Annotated in this window: 27 protein-coding genes and 2 pseudogenes; 5 read left to right on the forward strand and 24 right to left on the reverse strand. The window is 40.0% G+C overall.

Going from position 1 to position 24,081, the window contains the following annotated elements:
* Positions 1-74: 74 nt before the first annotated feature.
* The 8 genes and pseudogenes from ACQKKK_RS12945 to ACQKKK_RS12980 all read right to left on the reverse strand — a co-directional run bounded on the left by ACQKKK_RS12945 (position 75) and on the right by ACQKKK_RS12980 (position 10,427).
* Positions 75-1,772: a sigma-54 interaction domain-containing protein gene (locus ACQKKK_RS12945; protein ID WP_427616559.1), complete on the reverse strand. Its 1,698-nt coding sequence runs from the start codon at positions 1,770-1,772 to the stop codon at positions 75-77.
* A 126-nt stretch (positions 1,773-1,898) separates the two neighbouring features.
* Positions 1,899-2,301 (reverse strand): annotated as a pseudogene (locus ACQKKK_RS12950) (MaoC/PaaZ C-terminal domain-containing protein).
* A pseudogene (locus tag ACQKKK_RS12955) lies at positions 2,302-2,721 on the reverse strand (FAS1-like dehydratase domain-containing protein).
* A 41-nt stretch (positions 2,722-2,762) separates the two neighbouring features.
* Positions 2,763-3,527 carry an SDR family oxidoreductase gene (locus tag ACQKKK_RS12960; RefSeq protein ID WP_427616560.1) on the reverse strand — a complete coding sequence of 255 codons (765 nt, stop codon included), beginning with the start codon at positions 3,525-3,527 and terminating at the stop codon, positions 2,763-2,765.
* A 20-nt stretch (positions 3,528-3,547) separates the two neighbouring features.
* Complete coding sequence (locus ACQKKK_RS12965) at positions 3,548-4,723, reverse strand: acyl-CoA dehydrogenase family protein (protein ID WP_427616561.1); 1,176 nt, start codon at positions 4,721-4,723, stop codon at positions 3,548-3,550.
* A 473-nt stretch (positions 4,724-5,196) separates the two neighbouring features.
* Entirely contained in the window at positions 5,197-7,638 is a 2,442-nt protein-coding gene (gene parC / locus ACQKKK_RS12970; protein WP_427616562.1) for a DNA topoisomerase IV subunit A, read from the reverse strand.
* On the reverse strand, positions 7,628-9,613 hold the full coding sequence (gene parE, locus ACQKKK_RS12975) for a DNA topoisomerase IV subunit B (RefSeq protein ID WP_427616563.1): 1,986 nt from the start codon (positions 9,611-9,613) through the stop codon (positions 7,628-7,630). Before parE ends, parC begins: the two co-directional genes overlap by 11 nt.
* Before the next feature lie 403 nt (positions 9,614-10,016).
* Complete coding sequence (locus ACQKKK_RS12980) at positions 10,017-10,427, reverse strand: CoA-binding protein (RefSeq protein WP_125161544.1); 411 nt, start codon at positions 10,425-10,427, stop codon at positions 10,017-10,019.
* A 483-nt stretch (positions 10,428-10,910) separates the two neighbouring features.
* Between ACQKKK_RS12980 and plsY the strand changes: the two genes are divergently transcribed.
* The gene (plsY, locus tag ACQKKK_RS12985) at positions 10,911-11,498 is read left to right on the forward strand and encodes a glycerol-3-phosphate 1-O-acyltransferase PlsY (protein ID WP_427616564.1); all 588 of its coding nucleotides are present in this window, start codon (positions 10,911-10,913) and stop codon (positions 11,496-11,498) included.
* Positions 11,499-11,550: 52 nt separating this feature from the next.
* Here the strand turns inward: plsY and ACQKKK_RS12990 are convergent, their stop codons facing one another.
* Complete coding sequence (locus tag ACQKKK_RS12990) at positions 11,551-11,772, reverse strand: protoglobin domain-containing protein (protein WP_427616769.1); 222 nt, start codon at positions 11,770-11,772, stop codon at positions 11,551-11,553.
* A 33-nt stretch (positions 11,773-11,805) separates the two neighbouring features.
* The gene (locus tag ACQKKK_RS12995; protein ID WP_427616565.1) at positions 11,806-11,997 is read right to left on the reverse strand and encodes a hypothetical protein; all 192 of its coding nucleotides are present in this window, start codon (positions 11,995-11,997) and stop codon (positions 11,806-11,808) included.
* A 264-nt stretch (positions 11,998-12,261) separates the two neighbouring features.
* Between ACQKKK_RS12995 and ACQKKK_RS13000 the strand changes: the two genes are divergently transcribed.
* Positions 12,262-12,405 carry a YycC family protein gene (locus ACQKKK_RS13000; protein WP_427616566.1) on the forward strand — a complete coding sequence of 48 codons (144 nt, stop codon included), beginning with the start codon at positions 12,262-12,264 and terminating at the stop codon, positions 12,403-12,405.
* A gap of 53 nt (positions 12,406-12,458) precedes the next feature.
* Here the strand turns inward: ACQKKK_RS13000 and ACQKKK_RS13005 are convergent, their stop codons facing one another.
* Both ACQKKK_RS13005 and ACQKKK_RS13010 read right to left on the reverse strand, forming a co-directional pair.
* Positions 12,459-12,620 carry a PadR family transcriptional regulator gene (locus ACQKKK_RS13005; protein WP_427616567.1) on the reverse strand — a complete coding sequence of 54 codons (162 nt, stop codon included), beginning with the start codon at positions 12,618-12,620 and terminating at the stop codon, positions 12,459-12,461.
* A gap of 335 nt (positions 12,621-12,955) precedes the next feature.
* Positions 12,956-13,444, reverse strand: a complete 489-nt coding sequence (locus tag ACQKKK_RS13010; protein ID WP_427616568.1) for an NUDIX hydrolase — start codon at positions 13,442-13,444, stop codon at positions 12,956-12,958.
* Positions 13,445-13,534: 90 nt separating this feature from the next.
* Between ACQKKK_RS13010 and ACQKKK_RS13015 the strand changes: the two genes are divergently transcribed.
* On the forward strand, positions 13,535-13,831 hold the full coding sequence (locus ACQKKK_RS13015) for a HesB/YadR/YfhF family protein (protein WP_427616569.1): 297 nt from the start codon (positions 13,535-13,537) through the stop codon (positions 13,829-13,831).
* A 38-nt stretch (positions 13,832-13,869) separates the two neighbouring features.
* On the opposite strand, the gene ACQKKK_RS13020 is transcribed toward ACQKKK_RS13015, so the two are convergent.
* The 7 genes from ACQKKK_RS13020 to acnA all read right to left on the reverse strand — a co-directional run bounded on the left by ACQKKK_RS13020 (position 13,870) and on the right by acnA (position 19,585).
* Positions 13,870-14,163, reverse strand: coding sequence for a hypothetical protein (locus ACQKKK_RS13020; protein WP_427616570.1), 294 nt, complete (start codon positions 14,161-14,163; stop codon positions 13,870-13,872).
* 25 nt (positions 14,164-14,188) lie between these two features.
* The gene (locus ACQKKK_RS13025) at positions 14,189-14,620 is read right to left on the reverse strand and encodes an acyl-CoA thioesterase (RefSeq protein ID WP_427616571.1); all 432 of its coding nucleotides are present in this window, start codon (positions 14,618-14,620) and stop codon (positions 14,189-14,191) included.
* A 146-nt stretch (positions 14,621-14,766) separates the two neighbouring features.
* Positions 14,767-15,012: a small acid-soluble spore protein Tlp gene (gene tlp / locus ACQKKK_RS13030; protein WP_427616572.1), complete on the reverse strand. Its 246-nt coding sequence runs from the start codon at positions 15,010-15,012 to the stop codon at positions 14,767-14,769.
* Positions 15,013-15,073: 61 nt separating this feature from the next.
* Positions 15,074-15,217: an acid-soluble spore protein N gene (locus tag ACQKKK_RS13035; RefSeq protein WP_048678620.1), complete on the reverse strand. Its 144-nt coding sequence runs from the start codon at positions 15,215-15,217 to the stop codon at positions 15,074-15,076.
* A gap of 137 nt (positions 15,218-15,354) precedes the next feature.
* A complete protein-coding gene (locus tag ACQKKK_RS13040; protein ID WP_081108788.1) occupies positions 15,355-15,483 on the reverse strand; it encodes an FbpB family small basic protein in 129 nt (42 codons plus the stop codon).
* Positions 15,484-16,119: 636 nt separating this feature from the next.
* Entirely contained in the window at positions 16,120-16,653 is a 534-nt protein-coding gene (locus ACQKKK_RS13045; protein WP_427616573.1) for a TlpA disulfide reductase family protein, read from the reverse strand.
* Between the two features lie 220 nt (positions 16,654-16,873).
* On the reverse strand, positions 16,874-19,585 hold the full coding sequence (gene acnA, locus ACQKKK_RS13050) for an aconitate hydratase AcnA (protein WP_427616574.1): 2,712 nt from the start codon (positions 19,583-19,585) through the stop codon (positions 16,874-16,876).
* Positions 19,586-19,972: 387 nt separating this feature from the next.
* On the opposite strand from acnA, the gene sspO reads away from it, so the two are divergent.
* Positions 19,973-20,125 carry a small acid-soluble spore protein O gene (gene sspO / locus ACQKKK_RS13055; protein ID WP_034312428.1) on the forward strand — a complete coding sequence of 51 codons (153 nt, stop codon included), beginning with the start codon at positions 19,973-19,975 and terminating at the stop codon, positions 20,123-20,125.
* Positions 20,126-20,241: 116 nt separating this feature from the next.
* Here the strand turns inward: sspO and ACQKKK_RS13060 are convergent, their stop codons facing one another.
* Positions 20,242-20,505, reverse strand: coding sequence for a hypothetical protein (locus ACQKKK_RS13060; RefSeq protein ID WP_427616575.1), 264 nt, complete (start codon positions 20,503-20,505; stop codon positions 20,242-20,244).
* Between the two features lie 113 nt (positions 20,506-20,618).
* On the opposite strand from ACQKKK_RS13060, the gene ACQKKK_RS13065 reads away from it, so the two are divergent.
* Entirely contained in the window at positions 20,619-20,762 is a 144-nt protein-coding gene (locus ACQKKK_RS13065) for a small acid-soluble spore protein P (protein WP_427616576.1), read from the forward strand.
* Positions 20,763-20,952: 190 nt separating this feature from the next.
* Here the strand turns inward: ACQKKK_RS13065 and ACQKKK_RS13070 are convergent, their stop codons facing one another.
* Genes ACQKKK_RS13070 through thiO form a run of 4 tightly spaced genes read right to left on the reverse strand, consistent with a single transcriptional unit; the run spans position 20,953 to position 24,080 of the window.
* The gene (locus ACQKKK_RS13070) at positions 20,953-21,972 is read right to left on the reverse strand and encodes a thiazole biosynthesis adenylyltransferase ThiF (RefSeq protein ID WP_427616577.1); all 1,020 of its coding nucleotides are present in this window, start codon (positions 21,970-21,972) and stop codon (positions 20,953-20,955) included.
* A complete protein-coding gene (locus tag ACQKKK_RS13075; protein WP_427616578.1) occupies positions 21,969-22,736 on the reverse strand; it encodes a thiazole synthase in 768 nt (255 codons plus the stop codon). Before ACQKKK_RS13075 ends, ACQKKK_RS13070 begins: the two co-directional genes overlap by 4 nt.
* A gap of 1 nt (position 22,737) precedes the next feature.
* Positions 22,738-22,941: a sulfur carrier protein ThiS gene (gene thiS / locus ACQKKK_RS13080; protein ID WP_061462977.1), complete on the reverse strand. Its 204-nt coding sequence runs from the start codon at positions 22,939-22,941 to the stop codon at positions 22,738-22,740.
* Positions 22,942-22,970: 29 nt separating this feature from the next.
* On the reverse strand, positions 22,971-24,080 hold the full coding sequence (gene thiO / locus ACQKKK_RS13085) for a glycine oxidase ThiO (RefSeq protein WP_427616579.1): 1,110 nt from the start codon (positions 24,078-24,080) through the stop codon (positions 22,971-22,973).
* Position 24,081 lies beyond the last annotated feature (1 nt).

Below are 24,081 nucleotides of genomic sequence, written 5' to 3' on the forward strand. Positions count from 1 at the left end.
TACTTCAAATCCACCTATTAGGCTATATTCGGCAAAAGTAAGGAGGATCACCGATAAACGGTAATCCCCTGTGCTTACCTATTCTTTTCACTGACCTTTAATCGATATTTTTTTAGTTTCCTCACAATCGTTGCCTGGCTGGAATCAAGGGCCTCTGCAATTTCATATGTAGTTTGATAGGTTTGAGCCGCTTTCGTCAAGATTTCCTTTTCGGCTCTTTCCACCGCTTTTTTTAAAGTTAAGGAAGAATTACGGTTCGGCTGATTCCTATTTTCCGGCTGATATTCTTCTGGAAGGTCGTTAATCGATAATAATTGATTTTCAGTCAGCACGACGAGCCTTTCCACAATATTAATTAATTCACGGACATTTCCTGGCCAATCAAGTTGATAAAAATATTCCTTCAGTTTCGAATCAATTTCTTTTGAGAATTTATATTGTTCGTTTGCCTTTGTTAAAAATAAGTCAGTCAACGCTAAGATATCTTCTCTTCTTTCCCTCAGAGGGGGAATCGTTATCGGAATGACATTCAGCCTATAAAAGAGGTCTTCACGAAAATCACCCGATTTGACCATTTCCGATAGATTTCGGTTAGTGGCTGCTATAATGCGAACATCGATTTTCTTTGGCTTTGTACCTCCGATTCTTTGAATCTCCCTTTCCTGAAGGGCCCGAAGCAGCTTCACTTGAAGTTGCAGGGGAAGCTCACCGACTTCATCCAAAAATAAGATCCCACACTCTGCCAGCTCAAACATCCCAGGTTTACCTTTTTGATTGGCACCCGTAAATGCCCCTCCTTCATATCCAAAGAGCTCTGATTCCAATAAATCAGCAGGAATTGCCCCACAGTTTATTTTGATGAAATCCCCTTTTTTAGATCGGATGCTCCGATTATAAATATTACGGGCAAGGACATCTTTTCCAACGCCAGTTTCTCCTAGAATGAGTACGGTCGCATCTATATCCGATATTCTTTCAGCAATCTCATAGATCATTTTCATCTTGTCACTGACAAAAACGACTCCATCCTGACTTGTTATCTTCCGCAGTTTTTCAATTTCCTGCTTATAATGATTATTCAATTCATTAACTTTCGTCAACTCATGCATCAGTTCATTTAAATCTGATAAATCCCTTATATTCGTAACGACTTGCTCTATTTCCCCTGCTGCATTAAAAACGGGACTTCCTGTAATCAATGTTTCTTTTCCAGCAAAATTATCTTGTACGACTGATACCGTTCGCCCCAGCTTCACTACCTTATGCGTTACCGAAGCGTTCAAGATGCCGCGTTTGATCAATTGGTCCACTGACTTGCCTATATAATACTCTTTTGGAATGCCCGTGATCCGTTCAATTGCTGAATTGGTATAAAGAGTGATTCCATATTGATCGGTGATATATATCCCGTCATAGGAATTTTCGATAATGGCATCCAGAGCCCGATTCAATTTATCCGTTTCATGAGCATCAATCAATGAATCATCCGAAAATTGTGTTTCTTTTCCAATATAAAGAAAATTGTCAGCATCCATTTGTTTCATTAATAAAAATAAATACCGTTTATCATACAGTCTTGCAGCTGCAAGGCTTTTATCGAGAAATTGCCATTCATCGAATTGTTCGGTCAATGTTTTATTAAGATTCTGACCTATCGATTGATTAAAATAATTGCTCCAATCCTTTATCCGGTTCGCAGAATCCACTACAAGTGCAGGAAAAGTCCAACCTTTAAGCAAATTAACCTGAGAATCCTGTTTCACTTGATTCATTATTATTCACCGCCGCTAAAGAGAAATCTTTTTAAGTACAATTCTGGATAAATTTCGAATCTCCTTTAAAATTGTCGAATTTCGCTACTAAAAAAAGTAGTGATGAAATAATTTTCATCACTACTTTCAGGCCTTAAAAATAACCTCTCCACCGATCGCTTCCTTACCTGACTGATTAGTGCCGCTACATTGAAAAAATATCTGGCCCCATTTTTTTCTTTTAGATCCGCCGCTTGCAGAGTTATGACATCATTCAAGAATACCGTACCTTTGAAACGAATCTTGTATTCTTCGATAAATCCAATTTCATAAAGAGATTACTGAAAAGCTTTGCGAGGTTTCCCAATGTCCACATTCCATGTGCGATGATACCGGGAAGACCTGCATTTTTTGCTTCCTCATCAATCGTATGAATGGGATTGAAATCCCCTGATGCGCCAGCATACTTAATGAGATCCAGACGGGTTACAGGTTCAAGCTCAATTGAATGTAACGAGTCACCAATATGAAGTTCAGTTAATGTCGTCACTTACTCATCACTATCCTTCTGATAAGTTTCATTGATTATGACAGGCTGTTCAGCAGTAAAGACAATTTCCCATTAGAATCCGTCCCATCATTTTTAAAGGCTAGAAATCCCATTTTCCCTTGTTTTCCTTTTTGCTCATAATAGTATTTCACTTTTGTATAACAGATGATTTCTTCCCCACCTCCAGTAGCCTGTTGTAGCGTTATATCTGCTCCTCGCGAATCAACCCTTTTTTCGGAAGGTTTAAGCCTTCAATCATCCCAAAGTCAAAAACCCTCGGCAAATTTGGTGGTGCATATTCGTTCCATACCTTGATTGCCTGCCTATTTCTTCATCTATGAAAATCGGGTGGGGATCACCTATCGATAATGCAAATTTTTTCATGGCTCCCCGTTCCACTATATTTTTACGGGTTAGGATCGTTTTCCATACTTTCGTTGAACATCTTTCCGCCTTTTCCCTTAATTCTTTGGACCTCCTGCAACATATAAAACCTGTCCACTGATGAATGAGGATGCTTCATCAGCAAAGAATGCAACAGCATGAGCAATATCACTTGGCAACCCGCTTCTAGCCACAGGAATACTGTTTACCCTATCCTGGATGAATTGTTCAAAACTCACTCCCACCCGTCTAGCTGTTTCTTTCGTCATTTCGGTTTCGATAAAACCAGGTGCGACTGAATTCGCCGTTATCCCATATTTACCAAGCTCGATCGCTAGTGTTTTTGTTAGCCCCTGAAGCCCGGCTTTAGCAGCTGAATAATTAGCCTGCCCGCGGTTCCCGAGGGCTGATGTGGATGATATATTGATGATTCTTCCATATTTATTTGCAACCATATGCTTTTGGGCGGTACGTACTGAATTGAAGGTACCTTTTAAATGCACATCCATTACCGTCTGCCAATCTGAATCGGTCATTTTAAAAAGTAAATTATCCCGGATGACCCCTGCGTTATTCACGAGAATATCAAGTGATCCGAATGCGTCAGCTATTTCTTTTATGGATGCCTCGACTTCATCGGAATTGACGACATTGGCCACTTTTGTAAAAATGGTATACCCCTTATCCCTTAATTCATTTCCTGTTGATGTCAAAGCCTCTTCATTGATATCGATTATGGCTACCTTAGCGCCTTCACTGGCAAATAGTTCGACGATTGCCCTGCCAATCCCTCTGCTCCCACCCGTGACTAAAGCCGTTTTCCCTGAAAATCTCCCAGTCATAATCGTTTCCTCCTAATCTTTTATAAAAATTGTCCTAATTTAACATGTCCTTTAATCAAATTGCGGGAAATGATCATTCGCTGTATTTCATCCGTTCCATCATAAATCCTCCAAAGCCTAGCCTCACGGTACCAACGTTCGATAGGAAGCTCCTTCGTATAACCCATGCCACCGTGAATCTGCAATACGCGATCAACTACCCTATTCCCCATATTCGCTCCATAGAGTTTAGCCATTGAAGCTAAATGGCGATTATCTTCCCCATTATCAAGTGTGTATGCCGCATTCAATACAAGCCATCTTGCAGCTTCGATTTCTACAGCCGAATCTGCAATCTGCCATTGAATGGCCTGTCGCTCAGCGATCGGTTTACCGAATGTGACTCGTTCTTTAGCGTATTCTATAGCCATTTGCAGCAGTCTTTCTGCAGAGCCGACAGCGCGTGCGCCTACAATCCATCTTGCAAACCCAATCCATTCCAAGCCTAGTTTATAACCGCCATGCACTTCCCCTAAAATATTTTCTTCGGGTACCCTGACCTTATCAAAAACTAGACTGGCCGGTCCCCATTCTCCCATCGTGTTGATATACTCCGATCTCCAGCCCATGTCACGGTCTACAATGAAACAGGTGACCCCTTCCGTTCCGGTTACTTGATGACGTTCTTTGTCGGTTACAGCAATGATCATGACGAAATCGGCATCATTTCCACCTGTAATGAAAGTTTTTTCCCCATTAAGCACCCACTCGTTACCTTCTTTTACTGCAGTCATTTTAATATTTCGCGTATCGGACCCCGCTCCCGGCTCCGTCATGGCAAAACAGGACTTTTTCTCCCCGTTAATCGTAGGAATCAGATATTTCTGTTTCTGTTCTTCATTTCCATAATAAAGAATATTGTCCGCCGAACCCCCAAAGCTGAAAGGCACGAACGTTTTTGATACTTCCATCAAGACAATTGCCATCATTAGCTGCCCTAGGTCTGCCCCGCCAAATTCCTCAGGAGTATTGATGCCCCAAAACCCAGCCTTTTTTGCTTTTTCCTGTAATTCTTTTAATGTCCTATCTGGTAAACTGGGTTTTCCTGCTATTTCATTGCGAAGCACTTCATTTTCCAAGGGAATCAACTCATTTTCCACGAACTTGCGTATAGTTTTTTGCACCATTTTTTGTTCATCCGATAAGCGTAAATCCATTTTAACCCCTCCACTTTCCAATTAGACTAGTTTTATATTTTTCTCTTCAATTGTATAATAATGGGATTTCGGACGTACAATCAAATATTCTAGTGATTCAAGCATCCCTATAGAAACATTCAACTGGATAATCCTTCATGTATCCCTTCCCGCCATGAATCCAAGAAGTCATACTAACAAGATGCAAGGAATGTGCCAAAAATAAAACGTTATACTACCTAGATTCAATCGAAATTAAAATTCAAAATTGAATGATTTATGGACCGGGTAACATTATTAAGTTCGTAAACAAGGATTTAAAAATGACTCAATAAGTCATTTTTGAATTAAGAAGGTAACCTCAAAATGAAGTCAATATGTATGGGGCATGACTGGGGAATTTTCTTGACCGATATAACTGTTGTATATCATCTTCTTACTATATAAAACGGGATGCTGATAATAATCAGCATCCCGTTTTAAAAAATGATTCACTACTCTATGGGAGAGTCATCTTCCAATGATATTTTCCATAGTTCTTTCGCTTTTCCACTAACCGATTCATCAAAAACAAATGATCCATTCGTGTATCGATCATGATTTTTTAATGAAGCGGCATGAATGGTTTCAATGATTCCTTTTTCAGAAAGAATGAATAGACTGTCGGTTTTGTTAATGGTATCAAATCCAATGACCCTATGAGGATTGGATTTCAATTCCCTCAAGACCACGACACCGCGTTTTGCCCGGCTCGTTTTTTCAAACTCGGTTAATTTCATTTTCTTGATGGCTCCGCGCTGGGTAACTATAAGGATCGATTCTTTACTATCCTTGGCTAAAACCTTTCCGCCAATGACATAGTCATCTTCTTTCAAATTAATCCCTTTGACTCCTGCTGCCCGAACACCGACAACACTTACTTCTTCTTCATCAAACCATAAACCATAGCCGTTATGAGTGACTAGGAAAAGGTCTGCCTGTCCATCGGTATGATGGACATCGACCAGTTCATCTTCACCTTTTAAATTGACACCAACCAGCGGTTTTGAATGTCTCTGTGCTTTATAAGAAGCTATTTCAGTCTTTTTAACCATACCATTTTTCGTGATGAACACTAAGAATTGCGGCAGGGTAAAATCCTTGACCGGAATCGCTTTTATGATTTGTTCTTCCCTGTCAATCGGAATGATGTTCGCGATATGCTGACCTGTTTCCTTCCATCGAATGTCAGGAAGCTGATGAACTGGACAATAGAGGTAGTTTCCTTTGGATGTGAAAAGCAACAGGACATCTGTTGTATTCATCTCCAACCTCTGGAGCAGGCGATCGGAATCCTTCATGCCAAAATCAAGACCGCCTGATGCTGCATATGACCGTAATGACGTCCGTTTGACATACCCTTCTTTCGTCACTGTCACCATCACGTCTTCACTCGCAATCAAGACTTCAAGATTAATTTTGATTTCTTCAATTTCTTTTTCTATTTTGGAACGCCGTCCGTCATCAAAGCCCTTTTTAATGAATCGAAGTTCTTTTTTTATTACTTGAAGAAGAACTTTTTCACTGCCGAGAATCTTGGTCAATTCCTCGATTTTGTTCTTCAATTCCGCTGCCTCTGCTTCAAGTGCCGTAATATCAGTATTTGTCAGTCTATATAACTGTAAGGAAACAATGGCTTCAGCCTGCGCTTCTGTAAAAGCGAATTTAGCAATAAGGTTATCTTTGGCATTCCGTTTATCTTTAGACGCACGGATGACAGAGATGACTTCATCTAATATGGACAAAGCCTTTACTAAACCATCTACGATATGTGCCCTGTCATGTGCTTTTTGCAACTCATAACGGGAACGATTCACAATTACCTCTTTACGGTGATCGATATACGCATCAAGCATTTTTGGCAGGCTCATCAATGTTGGCCGTTTTTTATAAATCGCGACCATATTAAAATTGTAAGCAATTTGAAGATCGGAATTTTTATATAAATAATGCAGGACGCCATTGGCATCCGCTTCTTTTTTCAATTCGATGACGATACGCAGTCCTGTACGGTCCGTTTCATCCCTTACTTCAGCGATACCTTCAACTTTCCGGTCAAGACGGAACTCATCCATTTTCTTAACAAGGTTCGCTTTATTGACTTCATAAGGGATTTCAGTGATGACGATTTGCTGTTTGCCGCCGCGAATCGTTTCCACTTCCGCCAAGCCGCGAATGATGATTTTCCCTTTACCTGTTTCATAGGCTTTACGAATGCCTTCAATTCCTTGAATGATACCGCCTGTAGGGAAATCCGGCCCCTTTATGACTGTCATTAAATCAGCGACTGTCGCTTCAGGCTTATCGATTCGCATAATGGCTGCATCAATGACTTCACCTATTTGATGTGGTGGAATTTCCGTTGCATAGCCGGCAGATATTCCTGTGGATCCGTTTACAAGCAAGTTAGGGAACATCGCTGGCAATACAATGGGTTCTTCCGAAGTATCATCGAAGTTCGGTACAAAATCTACAGTCCTTTTTTCAATATCACGTAACATCTCTGAGGCTATCGATGAAAGCCTGGCTTCAGTATACCGCATCGCAGCAGGCGGATCGCCATCAATACTACCATTGTTTCCGTGCATTTGAACCATGACTTTCCGAAGCTTCCAGTCTTGGCTCATACGGACCATTGCCTCATAAACAGATGAATCTCCATGGGGGTGATAGTTACCAATTACATTACCGACAGTTTTTGCTGATTTCCTAAATCCTTTTTCCTGTGTATTTCCTTCTACATGCATTGCATACAATATCCTGCGCTGTACCGGTTTTAATCCGTCCCTTGCATCTGGAAGTGCCCGATCTTGGATAATATATTTACTGTATCGCCCGAAGCGGTCTCCGATTACCTCTTCAAGCGGTAAATCTCTATACGTTTCTTCAAATGCCATCGTTAATGACCTCCTCTTCAATCGACATATTTTCATTATCTAAAATATTCGATTCTTCTTCGAGACCAAAAGCGACATTGGCTTCAATCCATTTACGGCGCGGTTCAACCTTGTCCCCCATTAACGTTGTTACACGTCTTTCTGCACGGGCACCATCGTCGATCTTCACGCGTATCAATGTCCTGGTTTCCGGGTTCATGGTAGTATCCCATAATTGATCGGCATTCATTTCACCCAGCCCTTTATAGCGCTGAATCATATAGCCTTTCCCTACCTTGTCTATCGCTCCCTGAAGTTCCTCATCACTCCAAGCATATTCAATGACTTCTTTCTTTCCGGTCCCTTTACTCACTTTATATAAAGGAGGCAAGGCAATATAAACCTTTCCTGACTCTATCAATGGCTTCATATAGCGGTAAAAGAATGTTAACAGAAGCACTTGGATATGGGCCCCATCCGTATCGGCATCAGTCATGATGATCACTTTATCATAATTGGTGTCCGGCGTATTGAACTCTGCCCCGACCCCTGCCCCGATAGCGTGGATGATTGTATTTATTTCCTCGTTTTTAAAAATGTCCGCTAGTTTGGCCTTTTCCGTATTGATAACTTTACCACGTAATGGCAGTACCGCTTGGAAACGGCGATCACGACCTTGCTTTGCGGAACCTCCTGCAGAGTCCCCTTCTACAAGATACAATTCATTCCGTTCAGGATTTTTCGATTGAGCTGGTGTTAATTTTCCAGAAAGGATGGCATCGGATTTCTTCCGTTTCTTCCCGCTTCTTGCATCTTCACGCGCTTTGCGTGCTGCTTCCCGGGCCTGGAAAGCTTTAATCGATTTTTTGATCAACAGGGTACTCGTGGTCGGATCTTCTTCAAAAAAGTAGGCTAAGTGCTCTGACACGATAGAATCAACTGCAGAACGGGCTTCGCTTGTTCCAAGCTTGCTCTTGGTCTGTCCTTCGAATTGAAGAAGTTCTTCTGGGATACGTACAGAAATGATTGAAGACAATCCTTCGCGTATATCGGTACCTTCGAGGTTTTTATCTTTTTCCTTCAATAGCCCCATTTTTCTGGCATAATCATTAAATGCCCGCGTCATGGCCGTTTTTGCACCAATCTCATGGGTGCCGCCGTCTTTTGTACGAACATTATTTACAAAGCTTAAAATATTTTCTGAATAACCATCATTGAATTGAAAGGCCAGATCGACTTCTATCCCATTCTGTTCCCCTTCAAGACTGACAACACTATGAAGGGTTTCTTTTTCTTCATTTAAGTAATCCACAAAAGCCTCTATTCCATTTTCATAGTGAAAAGTTTCTTGCTGGTCGTTACGTTCATCCGTCAATTCGATTTTCATGCCTTTCAGAAGAAATGCCGATTCACGGAGACGTTCACAAAGGATATCATAATTAAAAGTTGTCACCGAAAATATTTTCGGATCGGGCTTGAAGTGGATTCTGGTACCAGCTTGATTGGTTTTACCGATTTTCTCAAGAGTCGTTTCTGGCTTTCCGCCATTGAAAAACCGTTGTTCGTAAATGAACCCGTCCCTTTTGATTGTCACGACAAGCCATTCAGACAACGCATTGACGACCGAGGCACCTACTCCATGAAGGCCTCCGCTCGTTTTATATCCGCCCTGTCCAAATTTACCGCCAGCATGAAGAATCGTCAAAATGACTTCAGGCGTCGGTTTACCCAATTTATGCATACCGGTAGGCATTCCACGGCCCTTATCTGACACACTTACACTGTTATCTTTATGTATTTTCACACTAATTTGGTCTCCATATCCAGCCAAAGCCTCATCTACGGAGTTATCTACAATCTCGTACACTAAATGATGAAGTCCGCGTGCATCAGTACTGCCGATATACATACCGGGACGTTTTCTGACCGCTTCGAGTCCTTCCAGTACCTGAATTGCATCATCATTGTACTCGATTGTTTTTACTTTCTTTGCCACAGAAATTCCCCTTTCCTTACTAAACACAATTTCCGGGCCAAATCATACTGCAATGAAATGACTCACTAGCTTTAACAAATTAATTCATACGTTAATATCATGTTAAAAGTATAATACTTTTACGAACAAAGAACAAGTGTTCTATTTTTTCGTCCCTTTTATTAGCGTTAGCACCCTTGGTTGGATCTTTTCACATTGTTGAAACGTGTCATAGCTACCGTTCTAATTGTAGCGGTAATTTTTCATTTGGCAAATATACTTTTACTTTTTTAATCAAATTATTCTTAAATTGCCTGGATATGCCGCCCGTTCTCAACCTCCGCTATGGCTGGCATTATTGATTTTTACACAGCTAAACATTGCGATTCCTTTAAAAAAGAGCGGAAGTCCCGCTCTTTTCACTCTACTTAGTAAGGGCGTGTTCCACTTTTATGCATCGATCCATGATGACAGTATAACCTTTTTCTTTCAAAAAATTATAGGCTTCCCCGTTTTCTACCCCTAGCTGCGCCCAAAAGATATCAGCATCGATTTCTGCAAATTCTTTGGCAATCTCGGGAAGGAATTCTGAACGGCGAAAAATATTGACGATATCGACGTGCCCTTCAATATCTTTAAGTGCCTTTACTGCCTTGACACCCAGCACTTCAGATACAGCTGGGTTTACAGGGATGATTTCATACCCGCTATCCTGCATGGCCTTCGATACCATATAAGAAGTACGCTCGGGGTTATTTGATAAACCAACAACAGCTATGCGCTTCGATTTTTTTAACATCTGACCCATTTCTTCTCTGCTTGGATTTTGTATCATTCTTATCAATCCCCTTTATCATAAAATGTAATATTTGCTTAAAAAGTATTCCTTAACAAAGATATTTTACAGAGTAAAGCTGAGTATTACCATTATTAAGAAAAACCATTATACAAGAAAGAATAGGTTTCGAAAAGGTGTGCACCACTTAATTATCCTTATGTTCAAACAGGCCACACGTATTGTATCATTATACACAAATAGGTACTCTTCATTATATTAACGAAAATAAAAAAACATAAACCTTTGAACTTAAACGTATATCAAAAGACGCATGTTCATCAAGGAAAATTCATTTTCCAATGGATTTTTTTTGGACATCCGTACCATTTTGTCACGAAAATGTTACAATAAGAAAAGCTTATCAGGTATTTTTAGGTTGTTTTTTAGCTATTCCTTCAGTTTATTTCCGAAAAAGGGAAAAAACAGCCTCTTAATCGTGATAAAAATAAGAAGATTTTTCTTTAAAGAAAGGGTCATACAATGCTTACATTCATCACTATACTGTCTGCCTACTTGATTGGTTCGATTCCTTCCGGTTTAATTATCGGTAAAACCTTTTACAAAATCGACATTAGGGAGCACGGCAGTAAAAATCTGGGCGGGACAAATACTTTCCGGACACTAGGTGTCAAGGCAGGGCTTACCGTTACGATCATGGATATACTTAAAGGGACTTTAGCTACTTTTCTTCCTGTATTACTGGGTGTGGAAATCCATTTATTGCTAGCCGGCGTTTTTGCAGTCATCGGGCATATGTTTCCCATTTTCGCAAACTTTCGGGGCGGAAAAGCGGTGGCAACCTCTGCTGGTGTCATTCTTGCTTATGAACCATTATTTTTTGGCATTGCCGTTATCATATTCTTCATTACCTTATACATATCCAAATATGTCTCGCTTTCTTCCATGATTGCTTGTCTGATTGCTCTTATATACAGTTTAGTATTTCATCCTAAGGATTGGGCCCTTATTATTGTAATGGCTATATTGACAATTTTCATTTTTTACCGGCATCGGGCGAACATTAAACGAATTATCGATAAAACTGAACCCAAAGTCAAATGGCTTTAAGAGAAATTCTTGAGGATATTTGAATGGAAATAAGCCCGTCCGCCGCACGGGCTTATTTCCATTCTATAATTCTTTTGCCGTGTTCAGGTACATTTTGAAAACCGGAGGAATACCACCGGGGCTGTAAACCAATTCTATAATGAGTCTTCGCCACCTTCGTCCGCAATTCAACAAATTCATCGTCAATCACACCATTGAATAAAGGTAGCATTAGCATATGAGAAATTAACATTTTCCTTAACTTTCCTAGTGCTCCGTGATTATCCCTTTCAATTCAGAAACCAGCAGAATCGCTTGATAAAAGGTATCAACAACTCTTTCGTCGGTTCGGTTGTTCGCTAAAAGCATGAATCAGCTTTAAATCAAATTCGGTTAAATCGATGATATTAACCCAATGTTTCACCTGTTCACTGCTTACATCCAATATACCCTCTGTCTCTCTTTTGCTTTTTGAAACCAGATTGCTTTTTTCGGCTTCGATTTTATGAAAATCATCCAATATATTCCACCGATTTAACATAAGATTTCATTTAACTGAAAATTAATGTAAATTTAATGATTCATTTAGACTACACCTATTTTATTATTTCCTCATTAAAATTCTTTTGTCAAGGTAAAAGGCACTAGAATATTTCTACATTTACTTCACATTAAAAGAATAATATGGATTTCGTTTAAGAGAAATGGTTAAGTTAGGATTGAATAATTGAAGAACAGAGGCTACACTGGAACTAGCTATTAAATATCGATAGGAGAAAGAGCCATGAAGCCATTGCAAATATCACCGGAAACCGCAATAAAGTTATCCAAGTCCCTAAATTTGCCTTTAGAGCAAATCATGCATATGCCTACACCTGTCTTGCTGAAAAAGCTGGCCGAAGCTGAAGCAAAAGAAAATACAAAATAGCTGCAGGAATCTGCAGCTATTTTTGTGTGCGTTCACCTGTGTGTGAAACGACCTTAAGGATTACATTCTTGAAAGGCGTTCCATTGATCCTGAAACTGAGTAACACCTAATTTCGTCGCATAATAGTATTTCCTTTTTGGTCCTTCTAAGGAATCCCGCCAGTAACTTTTTAAATACTCTTTCTCCTTCAGCCTTTTTAAAACTGGGTAAAGCATTCCTTCTTAATAATACATCACTTAACTGTTTGAGCTGTTCGATCATCTCATACCCATACATATCCTTTGAGCTAATAAGAAAGCAACACCATTTCCGTACTTCCTTTTAACAGCTCCGTTTTCCGCAAAGCAGTTAGCCTCCTCTGTATAAGGTCATTAAATAGATGGTATTTCGCATATCTTCACACTATATAGTTTTCAGCTTAATCATTTTGAAACGATATCAATCTTGCTTATTTCATTAAACATAACAATATTCCGAATATTCTTCACCACTTTATGATACATAGCTTAGAAATCGGAATATCTGCAAAAAAACCGCATATGGGCGGTTTTTAATTGGTGAAAGTCAATTCTTTTGCCAAATCAGCCAACGGCTTCTTTTTGACGGATATTAATTGTTCATTTTCATAAATACAGGCAAATTCCAGTGGTGGGTCATCCTGTAATATATCTTCTAGATAAAACTTTATGTTGGACACTACTTCATCTGCCTCCATAACCCATTGATATGGCTTCCAGGCAAGTTCCCCTTCATCACAGGCAGTAAGCCCGCCCCCTGCCTCTTCAGCTCGGTAAACATACATTCCACCCGCTTGATTCCATGTCACAATCCCTCGAAAGGTCATACCCTTTACCTTCAACCCCGTTTCTTCTAGAATTTCGCGTTCCATCGATTCATCAATGGTTTCACCTTGTTCTATTTTCCCGCCTATACCATTCCATTTATGCCTATTCGGATTCTTTTGGCGAAATAGCATCAACACTTCAACTTCGTTGGATCTTTTTCGAGTTATGAAACAAATATTATATATTATGTCCATGGTTGTTTCCTTTCTTAAACGCACATTATTCGCATCTACTTTATAATTACTTTATACTTAAATAACGAACCTCTAGGAAGGAGAATTAGTATGAAACTGACCATTTCCGATCAAGCAGCTAAGTGGTATATTGATGAGCTGGGGCTTCAAGAAGGCTCTCATTTGCGCTTTTATGTAAGATATGGCGGGCATAGTACCGTCCAAAGCGGCTTTTCATTAGGTATCATGCAAGAAGAACCTGAAGCTGAAGCAGCCGTAACAACTATAAATGAAATTAATTTCTATGTAGAAGAAAAAGATTTATGGTACTTTGATGGTCATGATTTACTTGTTACTTTCAATGAAAAACTGGCTGAACCTGAATTTCACTATGAAAAGGATGCTTGACAATAAAGCAGCGGTGTAAACTGCTGTTTTTTTCTTATTCAATCGAGCAGGCGCTCTTTAATATCTTCCGCCCTAAGAATTTCCGCTTGCTTATCCCCTAAAAGATCGAAATGAGAATAGCCATCCTTCCTGTGATGAATCCATTCTTTTTTAAGCCCGTATTTCTTACCCCACTCCGATAAACGCCTTAAATCCTTGCATCCGACTTTTGTAACCGTCTTGCAACCGGGAAATCGGTCATCCAGCCAATAATGAGTTAAAAAAGCTATTTGGCCTTGATCGATTTTCTGCTTCCAGGCTACTACGTTTGCCCGTTTAATCCCAAAAGCCATTTTTTGATCACCTCAATAATTGTAATTAAACCAATTCATCCTGCTTTTTATTTTTCTCATAGGCCTCATGCCATTCAGGATACATGCGTTTAATGGATATCGGGCGGAAGCTCTCCTTTTTCACGCAAACGTGGGAAGAATGACCTGTAGCCGCCACTTCATCTTTCCCATTAACGATCTCATACCCATAAACGACCCGTAAGCCGTCATATTTTTCAATCCAGGTTTTAACCTTTACCTTATCACCATATCTAACAGGGGTTTTATACGAAGCCTGAATATCCATAACAGGCGAGAGGATGCCATCCGCTTCCATATCAGCATAATAAAATCCTAAATCATTTATCAATTTTGTCCTGCCTAGTTCCATCCAGATAAAATAATTTGCATGGTAAACAACTCCCATTTGATCTGTCTCTGCATACCGCACTTCAATTTCGTTTTCAGCTATGAACATTTTGTTTCCCCACTTTCATTTCTATTGCAATAAACATTCTACCATAACAACTGTTCAAATTTCATTTAAGCTGTCTCAACTGTCTGCTTCCCTATACAGAGAAGGGGAGAAAGATTACGCGCCTCTTTCTCCCCATTACCTATTTGTTAAATATTATCGTTACTATAACCGCTTTCCCGTGCTTCTTGCTCATCTTGCATTTCTTCCTTCATTCCCTCGATACTCTTTCTTCTTCGGTCATTTTTGGCCTCAATTGCCTGTTTCTCCACACCTGAAGAGAATGATAACGTTTCATTTGCAGCGGTTATGTTTTCTTCTGTATTTTGAATCGCATCCTGAATTTTTTCAACATTATCCAAACGGTTATCCTGATTGTGTTTATAAGAGCCCATTAATTTCACCTCACGTTATTTTGTTTACATAATATTATTACGTACTGTATTAAGCACTTGGTTACTCGCCTTTAGTTTGAATGACCTGAGCATGTTTGCCGGATTTGTCCTGCATTTTCTTACCGTTATTCCCACCCGCTGCTATTGGTTGTGTCCCTTGATGGCTCGGTCTAAAGTGTTTGGAATCTTTTTTGGGATTACCCATTTTATCGCCTCCTTCTCTTATCATGGATAAAAAAGCGGAAATTCATGAATGCCAGTTTTTGAAAAAGATATAAAAAAAAAGCCAGCACTCCGAAGGGACCTTCGGCACTGGACTTTTTAAGAAATCTTTCGCAAAATCTATTCAGCCTTTTGCATATGTTTTTTTTCAAGACGTTCCTCAAGTCTTTCCATTTGTTTAACGTCCATCAATAATTCCTTTTTGTTTTCTTTAATCAATTCTTCAAATGTCCTTTTTCTTTTTTTCATGCTTTTCACCTACTTATTTTTAATTTACTATTCAGTATTGCCGAATTAACGTAAAATTATGACTATATGGTCTTCACTCCATTAATTGTCATAATTATCAGATTTTTAATCCGATAAAAATTCAACTCTTTATACTTTAACCCTTTTTTCATAAACACTAACCATAATTTTTTATCTTTTTTGATTTTCCCATTAACTTTTGACAACTTTGTTAACAAATAAACGGAACATATAAAGATTCCGTATGACTGTAGGTACGCTTGAAGAAAAGCGAGGTTGAAACTAAGTTTTTCCTTTAAAAAACGTTCCAGCTGTTTTCAGAACCCCGTTCCCTTTTCAAAGACTGTCTTCCAAGCCTCCTCACCGCAACAAGCATCTGCGGGGTCTCGGCCAGCCAATTATTATACAGTGATTCCCGCAATTTCAATTTAGTGAGGATATAATCCCAAATAAAAAAGTATCCATGGTGAAAATTCCCTCGAGTTGACCAATCTGCGAAACATCAATCTATTCAAAGAGACCAAATTGAAATCATCGCTTTTGAACAACTTGTGCCTCCAACGTCAAAGGGGTTCGGGATGAGATCAATCCGAATCCCTTTTGTCGATAAAAAGACAGAACTATATAAAGGTTTCGCTATTGTATGCTATTGATGTTTCGTTCCATATCTTTAAGTTGCATCGCTGAAATAGCTTTATTCCTGATAATACCCTTACTGTCGATAAAGTACGTCGTCGGAATACTAAGAATTTTATAACGCTCACTTACCGTTTTTTTTGCACTCTGACTGTCTAAAGGAATAGTAAAAGTGATATCATTATCCTCAACAAATGCTTGTACATCATTTTCTGGATCAATGTTGACAGCTAGAATGACGACATCATCACCTGCCTGTTGCGAATATTTCTGCATATCCGGCATTTCTTTTTTGCAAGGCGGGCACCAAGTAGCCCAGAAGTTCAGCATTACCTTTTTCCCTTTATAGTCCGATAAATTAACCTGCTCGCCATCGAGCGTCTTTAGAGAGAAATCTGGTGCCACTGCACCAATTTTCAGTCCGCCCAGGGGATCATTTTCAGAATTTTTATCCGGTTTATTATCCATCGCTTGCACGATTGCTATCGTAATCAGTGACAGTAAGACCACCGAGGCAATAATTTTTTTAAGCATACTCGTCCCCCTAGTCCCATTTCAATATAATATTTGTTCAATTCCAGAAATAGAACAACTTACTTCCATTTCAACTAACCTCTTCCATCTTATCAATAAATGCATATTCAGAAAAGCGCTATCCCTAAAATCATTTCATATTATTCCAGTATTTCATAAATTTGACACAAAAAAGCGGCAAACCTAAACATGTAGGTTTGCCGCTCCTCAAAAGCTTAAATTAGCCTTTTAATTTATTACGTAATACCATTTGAAGGATACCACCGTGACGGTAGTAGTCGATTTCGATTTCAGAGTCGAAACGAACTAGTACATCAAATTCTTTTACGTTTCCAGCTTCATCAGTAGCTGTAACTGTTACGATATCACGCGGTTTAACTGTTTCGTCGATTTTAACAGCAATCGCTTCTTTACCAGTTAATCCAAGTGTTTCAGCGTTTTCGCCTTCTTTGAATTGAAGAGGAAGAACACCCATTAACGCAAGGTTAGAACGGTGAATACGTTCGAAGCTTTCAGCGATAACTGTTTTAATGCCTAGAAGGTTAGTACCTTTTGCAGCCCAGTCACGAGAGCTTCCCATACCGTAGTCTTTACCAGCAATAACTGCAAGACCTGTTCCATCAGCTTTGTATTTCATACATGCATCATAGATAGCCATTACATCGCCTGTTGGCCAGTAAGTAGTGAAACCACCTTCTGTACCTGGAGCAACTTGGTTACGGATACGAATGTTTGCGAATGTTCCACGCATCATTGCTTCATGGTTACCACGACGAGAACCGTAAGAGTTAAAGTCACGTGGTTTCACACCATTTTCACGAAGGTAGATACCAGCTGGTGTATCTTTACCGATTGCACCTGCAGGAGAAATGTGGTCAGTTGTTACTGAGTCACCGAATTTACCAACTACGCGCAAGCCAGAAAGTGGGTTAACTGAACCTGGTTCTGGTGACAATCCTTCAAAGAATGGAGGATTTTGAATGTATGTTGATTTAGAATCGAAAGCGTAAATTGCTTCGTTGCTTGTTTGGATTTCATTCCAACGTTTGTTATCGTTGAATACTGTTTCGTATTCTTTACGGAATAATTCCGGTGTAACTGTTGCTTTAACAGCAGCGTTAACTTCTTCTTGTGAAGGCCAGATATCAGCAAGATATACATCGTTGCCATCCTTATCTTTACCAAGTGAATCATTGTTAAGATCGAAGTCCACAGTTCCAGCAAGTGCATATGCCACAACCAAAGTTGGAGAAGCAAGATAGTTTGCTTTCACTAGTGGGTGAATACGACCTTCAAAGTTACGGTTACCAGAAAGTACTGAAGTTACTAGAAGATCTGCTTCAGCAACTGCTGCTTCGATTTCGTCCGCTAATGGACCTGAGTTACCGATACATGTTGTACAGCCGTAACCAACTACGTTGAATCCTAATTGATCAAGGTATGGTTGAAGACCTGCATCACGAAGGTAACCAGTAACAACTTTAGAACCTGGTGCCAATGATGTTTTTACATATTCAGGAACAGTCAATCCTTTTTCAACTGCTTTTTTAGCAATAAGACCTGCTCCAAGCATTACGTATGGGTTAGAAGTGTTCGTACAGCTTGTGATTGCAGCAATTGCAATCGCGCCTGTTTTCATTACCGTTTCTTTACCATCGGCAAATTTAACAGTTACTTCTTTATCCAATTCAGAATTGTCCATGCCGAAACCTTGGTTACCCATAGGTGCATTGATAGCATCATGGAAAGATTGTTTCATTTGAGAAAGTGGAATCAAATCTTGCGGGCGTTTAGGGCCTGAAAGGTTTGGTTCAATTGCTGAAAGGTCGATTTCCACAACATCATTGTAAGCTGGATCTTCGTTTTCAGGAGAGTAGAACAATCCATTTTCTTTGCAGTAAGACTCAACAACTTTAATTTGTTTTTCATCACGGCCTGTTAAGCGCATGTAATCGATGGCTTCTGCATCAACTGGGAAGAAACCGACTGTAGCACCGTATTCAGGAGCCATGTTAGCAATTGTTGCACGGTCAGCAAGTGGAAGATGTCCTACTCCAGGGCCGTAGAACTCAACAAATTTACCAACTACGCCGTGTGCACGAAGAACTTGAGTTACTTTCAATGCAAGGTCAGTAGCAGTTGTTCCTTTAGGAAGTTGACCAGTTAGTTTCACACCAACTACTTTTGGTACTGGGAAGTATGAAGGCTGTCCAAGCATACCTGCTTCTGCTTCGATACCGCCGACGCCCCAACCAAGAACACCGATACCGTTGATCATAGTAGTATGTGAATCTGTACCGAATACAGAGTCAGGGAATACTTCAAAGTCGCCGTTTGGAGATTCAACCGCATGTACTACGTTCGCAAGGTACTCAAGGTTAACTTGGTGAACGATACCAGTTGCTGGTGGAACCGCACGGTAGTTGTTGAATGATTTTTGAGCCCAGCTTAGGAACTGGTAACGTTCTGCATTACGTTCGAATTCAAGATCCATATTGGCATCAAGAGAATCAATTGTACCTGCTTTATCAACTTGTACAGAGTGGTCGATTACAAGGTCAACTGGAATTTCCGGGTTGATTTTATCAGGATCTCCACCAAGTGCAGCGAATGCATTACGTAGTGAAGCTAAATCTACAACAACTGGAACACCAGTGAAATCTTGTAGAATAACACGTGAAGGCTTGAACGGAACATCTATATCTTGCTGCTCACTTGTTCCCCATTTAGCAAGGTTCGCAACGTGTTCTTTTGTGATTACTCTTCCGTCTACTTGGCGAAGCACTGCTTCAAGTAGGACTTTAATGGAATATGGAAGGCGTGATACTTGGCCGTCCCCTGCTTTTTCAATAGCGTCTAGGCTGTAGTAGTTGTAGCGTTCCCCTTCAATTTCAAAGGATTTACGCGCTTGGTATACGTCATTTTTCGTCATGAATATTACCCCCTATTAAACTGTCAGAACTTATTCTGCACATAAAAGTAAAACCTGGTTCACTGAAACCATGTCTACTATAAATATAAGTAAAAAAAGTTAGTTTGTCGAATTTCCTCTCTCTTCTCCCACCCTAACTCTTCCTTCAACCTAATACTAATATAGAAATGAGTATAAGTAAATAACAAGAAAGTTATTGTTTTTGATAAGTTTCTCTTATAGAAAAAAATTCCCCACATATTAAAGTGCATTTAGAAAGCCTTACTGATATGCATTTTATTGAAAATACTCCTTTTTGTGGTCTGATAAATTATTCCAGTAAAACATATTAGACATTCATACATAATCATTCAGCATTATCGCATTCTATGGGTGGAGGTGTCGAAAATGACAAAACAAAAGGCAAATCATGTTATACCAGGTATGAATGCTGCAAAAGCACAAGGTAATGGAGCTGGGTACAATGATGAACTGGGAAATGAACCGCCATTATCGGAAATGCAAAGGCAAAATAATAAAAAAAGAAAGAAAAACCAATGATTTTACTCATTTCTAGGCTTTAAAAGGATAGGCTTTTTGAAATGGCAGATGTACTGCATTTTTCAAGAAGCCTACTCCCTTCTAAACACAGGAAACGCCGAAAAGAACCAAGTCACTCAATAGTCCTCTGCATTGACCTCATTGACGATTGCCTGAATATCCTGCTCGAATTGTTTCAATTGTTCCCTCTGATGTTCGGAAGCGGTGACTAAAGCAGATTGGATTTGCTGATAGGCCTCGTTCACTTCCTGCTTCACATGTTTCAATTCCGTTCCGTAATTCGGTGCGTTCTTCTCGATGGATGAATATACATCAAATACTTGTTGATAACTTTGCTGGGCTTCCTGGAATGTCCTTCGCTTATCTTGTTTATCCTGCATTTGGTTCAGCTCCTTAAATAGTATCCATCCATAGCATGTACGAGGTTTGCAAATATATGTATGTGAATAAAATTTTACGGACTGATTATCTTAAGAAGTAGGAGGGATCGCACATGAACAAAAATGATGGTAAAGATATTCGAAAAAACGCACCTAAAGGGAATAACACAGGTCAACCTGCACCGTTAAGCGGTTCTCATAAGGTGAAAAATAGACAGCACTCCCGTCAGAAGCATAATAGCAGTCATGATATGTAAGCTGCTTATATAACCATTCCATAACGAAGCGGTGCCGTCCTTAAAAGGCAGACACCGCTTTCGTTTGATGTTTTTGCAGCAAATAAGTCGTAAGAGGAATGTTCGATAACTTCCTATTATAATGCAGAAATTATCAACACCTCTTTAAAACACTTTATCGTGGATTTTAGGTCCGTTTCATTTCAATTATTCAGCCAAAATAACGATGATATAAAGTTTTGGCTTCTGCGATTTCTTTTGTTCCATGGATCAAGGCACGTCCATCTTTAAAAACAACCATTCGATGGGTTCCGTTTGAAAATGAAAGTAAATAGGGATTTCTAACAATTTTGCCACCTTGTGCAAACAGATTTTTTTCAAGTTCCGCTAAGTCTCTTTCAAGTTTCATCGCCGGCCGAATCTGGACAGAATCCCTCCCGCATAATACGGCAGTCTTTATACGATTTGAATAGGATAGATGCGGATAAGTACGATTTGTCCCACAAGACAAACAATTGTCTTTTTTTAATTTCGCTACATCTATGGACGATTGCTCATTTTTCCAAAGATCGAACGAAACGATCTTGTTTCTTAGTGATGCATAATCTTCAACAAGGATTTTTAAGGCTTCCGTCATTTGATGAGCAACGACCGTTTGAACAGCAGGACTAATGATCCCCGCCGTATCACAGGTCAGTCCACCAATCGGAACCGCTTCCAGCAAACAATTCAAACACGGGGTCACCTCTGGAATCACCGTGTAGCTTATCCCATAACTCCCTACACATGCCCCGTAAATCCAGGGTATTTTATATTTTTGTGCACTATCATTAATTAGCATCCTGGTATCGAAATTATCAGTGGCGTCCAATATTAAATCCACGCCTTCAACAAGCTTCGCCAGTTCATCAACCGAAACATCCGTAACAAGCGATTTTACAATAACATCTGAATTTAACGCATTCAAACGATTCTTCGCTGCCACAGCTTTCGGTATTCTTTTTTCAGCATCTTCTTCACAATAAAGCTGTTGTCTTTGAAGGTTGCTCCACTCTACATAATCTCTGTCCACAATGGTGAGTTTCCCAATTCCTGCTCGTACAAGACCTTCTGCACTTCCCGTACCGAGAGCACCCGCTCCAATCACCAAAACGTGTTTTTTGCGAATTTTCAATTGCCCTTCTCTCCCTATGGGGCCAAAAAGTTCTTGACGTGAATAACGTTCATTCATCCAATGCTCAATCCTTCAACTGGGCTGCTTGCTATCGCGTACTCATTTTTGGCGATTCTTCCCGCTTCATACCCTAATCGTCCTGCCTCAATGGCCAGTTTCATTGCTTTCGCCATTTTGACGGGATCTTTTGCGCCGGAAACAGCAGTGTTAAGCAATACGCCATCCGCCCCTAATTCCATGGCAATTGCCGCATCGGAGGGCGTTCCAATCCCTGCATCAACAATTACAGGAACCTCTGATTGTTCCATGATGAATCGCAAGTTCAGTGGGTTTATAATTCCTTGACCTGAGCCAATTGGTGAAGCACCAGGCATTATTGCATGACAGCCCACTTCTTCCAAGCGTTTTGCAAGCAAAACATCATCCGAAGTATAGGGTAATACAGTGAATCCCAGTTTCACTAATTCTTCAGCAGCTTTTAAAGTTTCAATCGGATCAGGCAGAAGTGTTTTTTGACAGCCGATGACTTCCACCTTAATCATGTCACATAAACCAGAAGCCTTAGCAAGATGGGCTATGCGCACTGCTTCTTTTGCCGTCTTGGCTCCTGCTGTATTGGGAAGGAGTGTATATTTTTTCAAATCAAGCTTTTCTAAAAAATTTGGTTGACTGGCTTCGAAAATGTTCATTCTCCGAACTGCAAATGTTAATATTTCCGTCTCAGAAACCTCCACTGATTGCTTTTGAACATCGAAGTTTGGATATTTCCCAGTACCTAATAATAACCTTGAAGAAAATTCATAAGAACCAATCTTTAACATATCATCCGCCTCCTACAAAATGTACAATCTCGACCTTGTCTCCATTTGACAAAAGTGTTTCACTTTGATTTTCTTTTGCTAATATTTCATCATTCAATTCAACGATCACTACTTTTTGATGTAAATTAAAGTGTTGCAAAAGTCCAGTAACTGTTGACTCATCAGCAGGGATCCGTATTTTTTCCCCGTTAATAATCAATTCCAATTCATTCACCTCCATTATGAAAATTGGGTCTATATCGAACGCTCCAATCGAAAAGCGGACCATTCAGGCTTCGTCTTCCCTTCCACAATATCCGCAATAAGTACACCTGTAATTGGGGAAAGCAGGATACCATTCCTGAAGTGACCCGTTGCAATGAAAAGTCCTTTGTATGCTGGATGTTCACCAAAGTACGGCAGGCCGTCCCCTGTTTGAGGGCGTATACCTGCCCATGTCTTTTCCCACTCGGTTCCTTTAATTGCCGGAAGCAATTGCGTTGCCTTTTCTATTAACGTTGAGATCCCTTCCATACTTACCTTTTGATCGAAAGTGTTCGCTTTTACCGTTGCCCCAACAATGATTCTCCCGCCAACTTTGGGTACAAGATAGCAGCCATGTGAAAAGATCGTTTTTTCAAGTAATGGACGATCAGTCAGGACGGAGAAGCACTCCCCCTTTATCGGATAGGTGTCGAGGTTTATCCCTGATTTTTCAAGGAGGAAAGCACTCCACGCTCCACCTGCTACGATGACATTTTCACTTGAAAATCGACCTATGTTCGTGACCACTCCCGTCACACATCCGTTTTCCGTAACTAAATCGGAGACATGAACAAATTCCTTTATATCTACACCAAGGGCAGCTGCAGATTTAGAAAAAGCGAGTGACAGCCTAGTGGCTGAAACTTGTCCATCCTCCGGAAGGAACATGGCTCCCTTAATCTCATCCGATAAAAGCGGTTCCATTTTCCTTATTTCGGCAGTAGATAACCATTCCGCCTCAAGTCCCGCATCTTGCTGGACTTTGATCATTTTCTTCAGCTCTGCAACCTGATCATCCGTAAGTGCCACCTTAAACATACCCTTATTCACTAATTCGATATCTATTCCACTTATGTCTTTCAATTCTTCCGACAGTGCAGGAAACATCCCTCTGCTTCGGCTTGCCAATGTATAGAGCGGGTTATGAGCATCCAACTCAGCCTGTGCTCCTAACATCCCGGCTGCAGCACTGGAAGCTTTACTGGCAAGTCTATCTTTTTCCAATAAAAGGACTTTTTTACCTCGTTTGGCTAATTGAAAAGCAATGGATCCACCAATTACTCCTCCCCCAACAATGATTGCATCATATATAGAATTCATC

The sequence above is a fragment of the Peribacillus sp. NPDC006672 genome, assembly GCF_050274955.1.
Classification (GTDB): domain Bacteria; phylum Bacillota; class Bacilli; order Bacillales; family DSM-1321; genus Peribacillus.

Excerpts from the sequence above, each read along its gene's own strand:
- ACQKKK_RS12945 (WP_427616559.1), bottom strand. The coding sequence starts at position 1,772 with ATGAATCAAGTGAAACAGGATTCTCAGGTTAATTTGCTTAAAGGTTGG.
- ACQKKK_RS12960 (WP_427616560.1), bottom strand. The coding sequence starts at position 3,527 with ATGACTGGGAGATTTTCAGGGAAAACGGCTTTAGTCACGGGTGGGAGC.
- ACQKKK_RS12965 (WP_427616561.1), bottom strand. The coding sequence starts at position 4,723 with ATGGATTTACGCTTATCGGATGAACAAAAAATGGTGCAAAAAACTATA.
- parC (WP_427616562.1), bottom strand. The coding sequence starts at position 7,638 with ATGGCATTTGAAGAAACGTATAGAGATTTACCGCTTGAAGAGGTAATC.
- ACQKKK_RS12980 (WP_125161544.1), bottom strand. The coding sequence starts at position 10,427 with ATGATACAAAATCCAAGCAGAGAAGAAATGGGTCAGATGTTAAAAAAA.
- plsY (WP_427616564.1), top strand. The coding sequence starts at position 10,911 with ATGCTTACATTCATCACTATACTGTCTGCCTACTTGATTGGTTCGATT.
- ACQKKK_RS13000 (WP_427616566.1), top strand. The coding sequence starts at position 12,262 with ATGAAGCCATTGCAAATATCACCGGAAACCGCAATAAAGTTATCCAAG.
- ACQKKK_RS13005 (WP_427616567.1), bottom strand. The coding sequence starts at position 12,620 with ATGCTTTACCCAGTTTTAAAAAGGCTGAAGGAGAAAGAGTATTTAAAA.
- ACQKKK_RS13010 (WP_427616568.1), bottom strand. The coding sequence starts at position 13,444 with ATGGACATAATATATAATATTTGTTTCATAACTCGAAAAAGATCCAAC.
- ACQKKK_RS13015 (WP_427616569.1), top strand. The coding sequence starts at position 13,535 with ATGAAACTGACCATTTCCGATCAAGCAGCTAAGTGGTATATTGATGAG.
- ACQKKK_RS13020 (WP_427616570.1), bottom strand. The coding sequence starts at position 14,163 with ATGGCTTTTGGGATTAAACGGGCAAACGTAGTAGCCTGGAAGCAGAAA.
- ACQKKK_RS13025 (WP_427616571.1), bottom strand. The coding sequence starts at position 14,620 with ATGTTCATAGCTGAAAACGAAATTGAAGTGCGGTATGCAGAGACAGAT.
- tlp (WP_427616572.1), bottom strand. The coding sequence starts at position 15,012 with ATGGGCTCTTATAAACACAATCAGGATAACCGTTTGGATAATGTTGAA.
- ACQKKK_RS13035 (WP_048678620.1), bottom strand. The coding sequence starts at position 15,217 with ATGGGTAATCCCAAAAAAGATTCCAAACACTTTAGACCGAGCCATCAA.
- ACQKKK_RS13040 (WP_081108788.1), bottom strand. The coding sequence starts at position 15,483 with ATGAAAAAAAGAAAAAGGACATTTGAAGAATTGATTAAAGAAAACAAA.
- ACQKKK_RS13045 (WP_427616573.1), bottom strand. The coding sequence starts at position 16,653 with ATGCTTAAAAAAATTATTGCCTCGGTGGTCTTACTGTCACTGATTACG.
- acnA (WP_427616574.1), bottom strand. The coding sequence starts at position 19,585 with ATGACGAAAAATGACGTATACCAAGCGCGTAAATCCTTTGAAATTGAA.
- sspO (WP_034312428.1), top strand. The coding sequence starts at position 19,973 with ATGACAAAACAAAAGGCAAATCATGTTATACCAGGTATGAATGCTGCA.
- ACQKKK_RS13060 (WP_427616575.1), bottom strand. The coding sequence starts at position 20,505 with ATGCAGGATAAACAAGATAAGCGAAGGACATTCCAGGAAGCCCAGCAA.
- ACQKKK_RS13065 (WP_427616576.1), top strand. The coding sequence starts at position 20,619 with ATGAACAAAAATGATGGTAAAGATATTCGAAAAAACGCACCTAAAGGG.
- ACQKKK_RS13070 (WP_427616577.1), bottom strand. The coding sequence starts at position 21,972 with ATGAATGAACGTTATTCACGTCAAGAACTTTTTGGCCCCATAGGGAGA.
- ACQKKK_RS13075 (WP_427616578.1), bottom strand. The coding sequence starts at position 22,736 with ATGTTAAAGATTGGTTCTTATGAATTTTCTTCAAGGTTATTATTAGGT.
- thiO (WP_427616579.1), bottom strand. The coding sequence starts at position 24,080 with ATGAATTCTATATATGATGCAATCATTGTTGGGGGAGGAGTAATTGGT.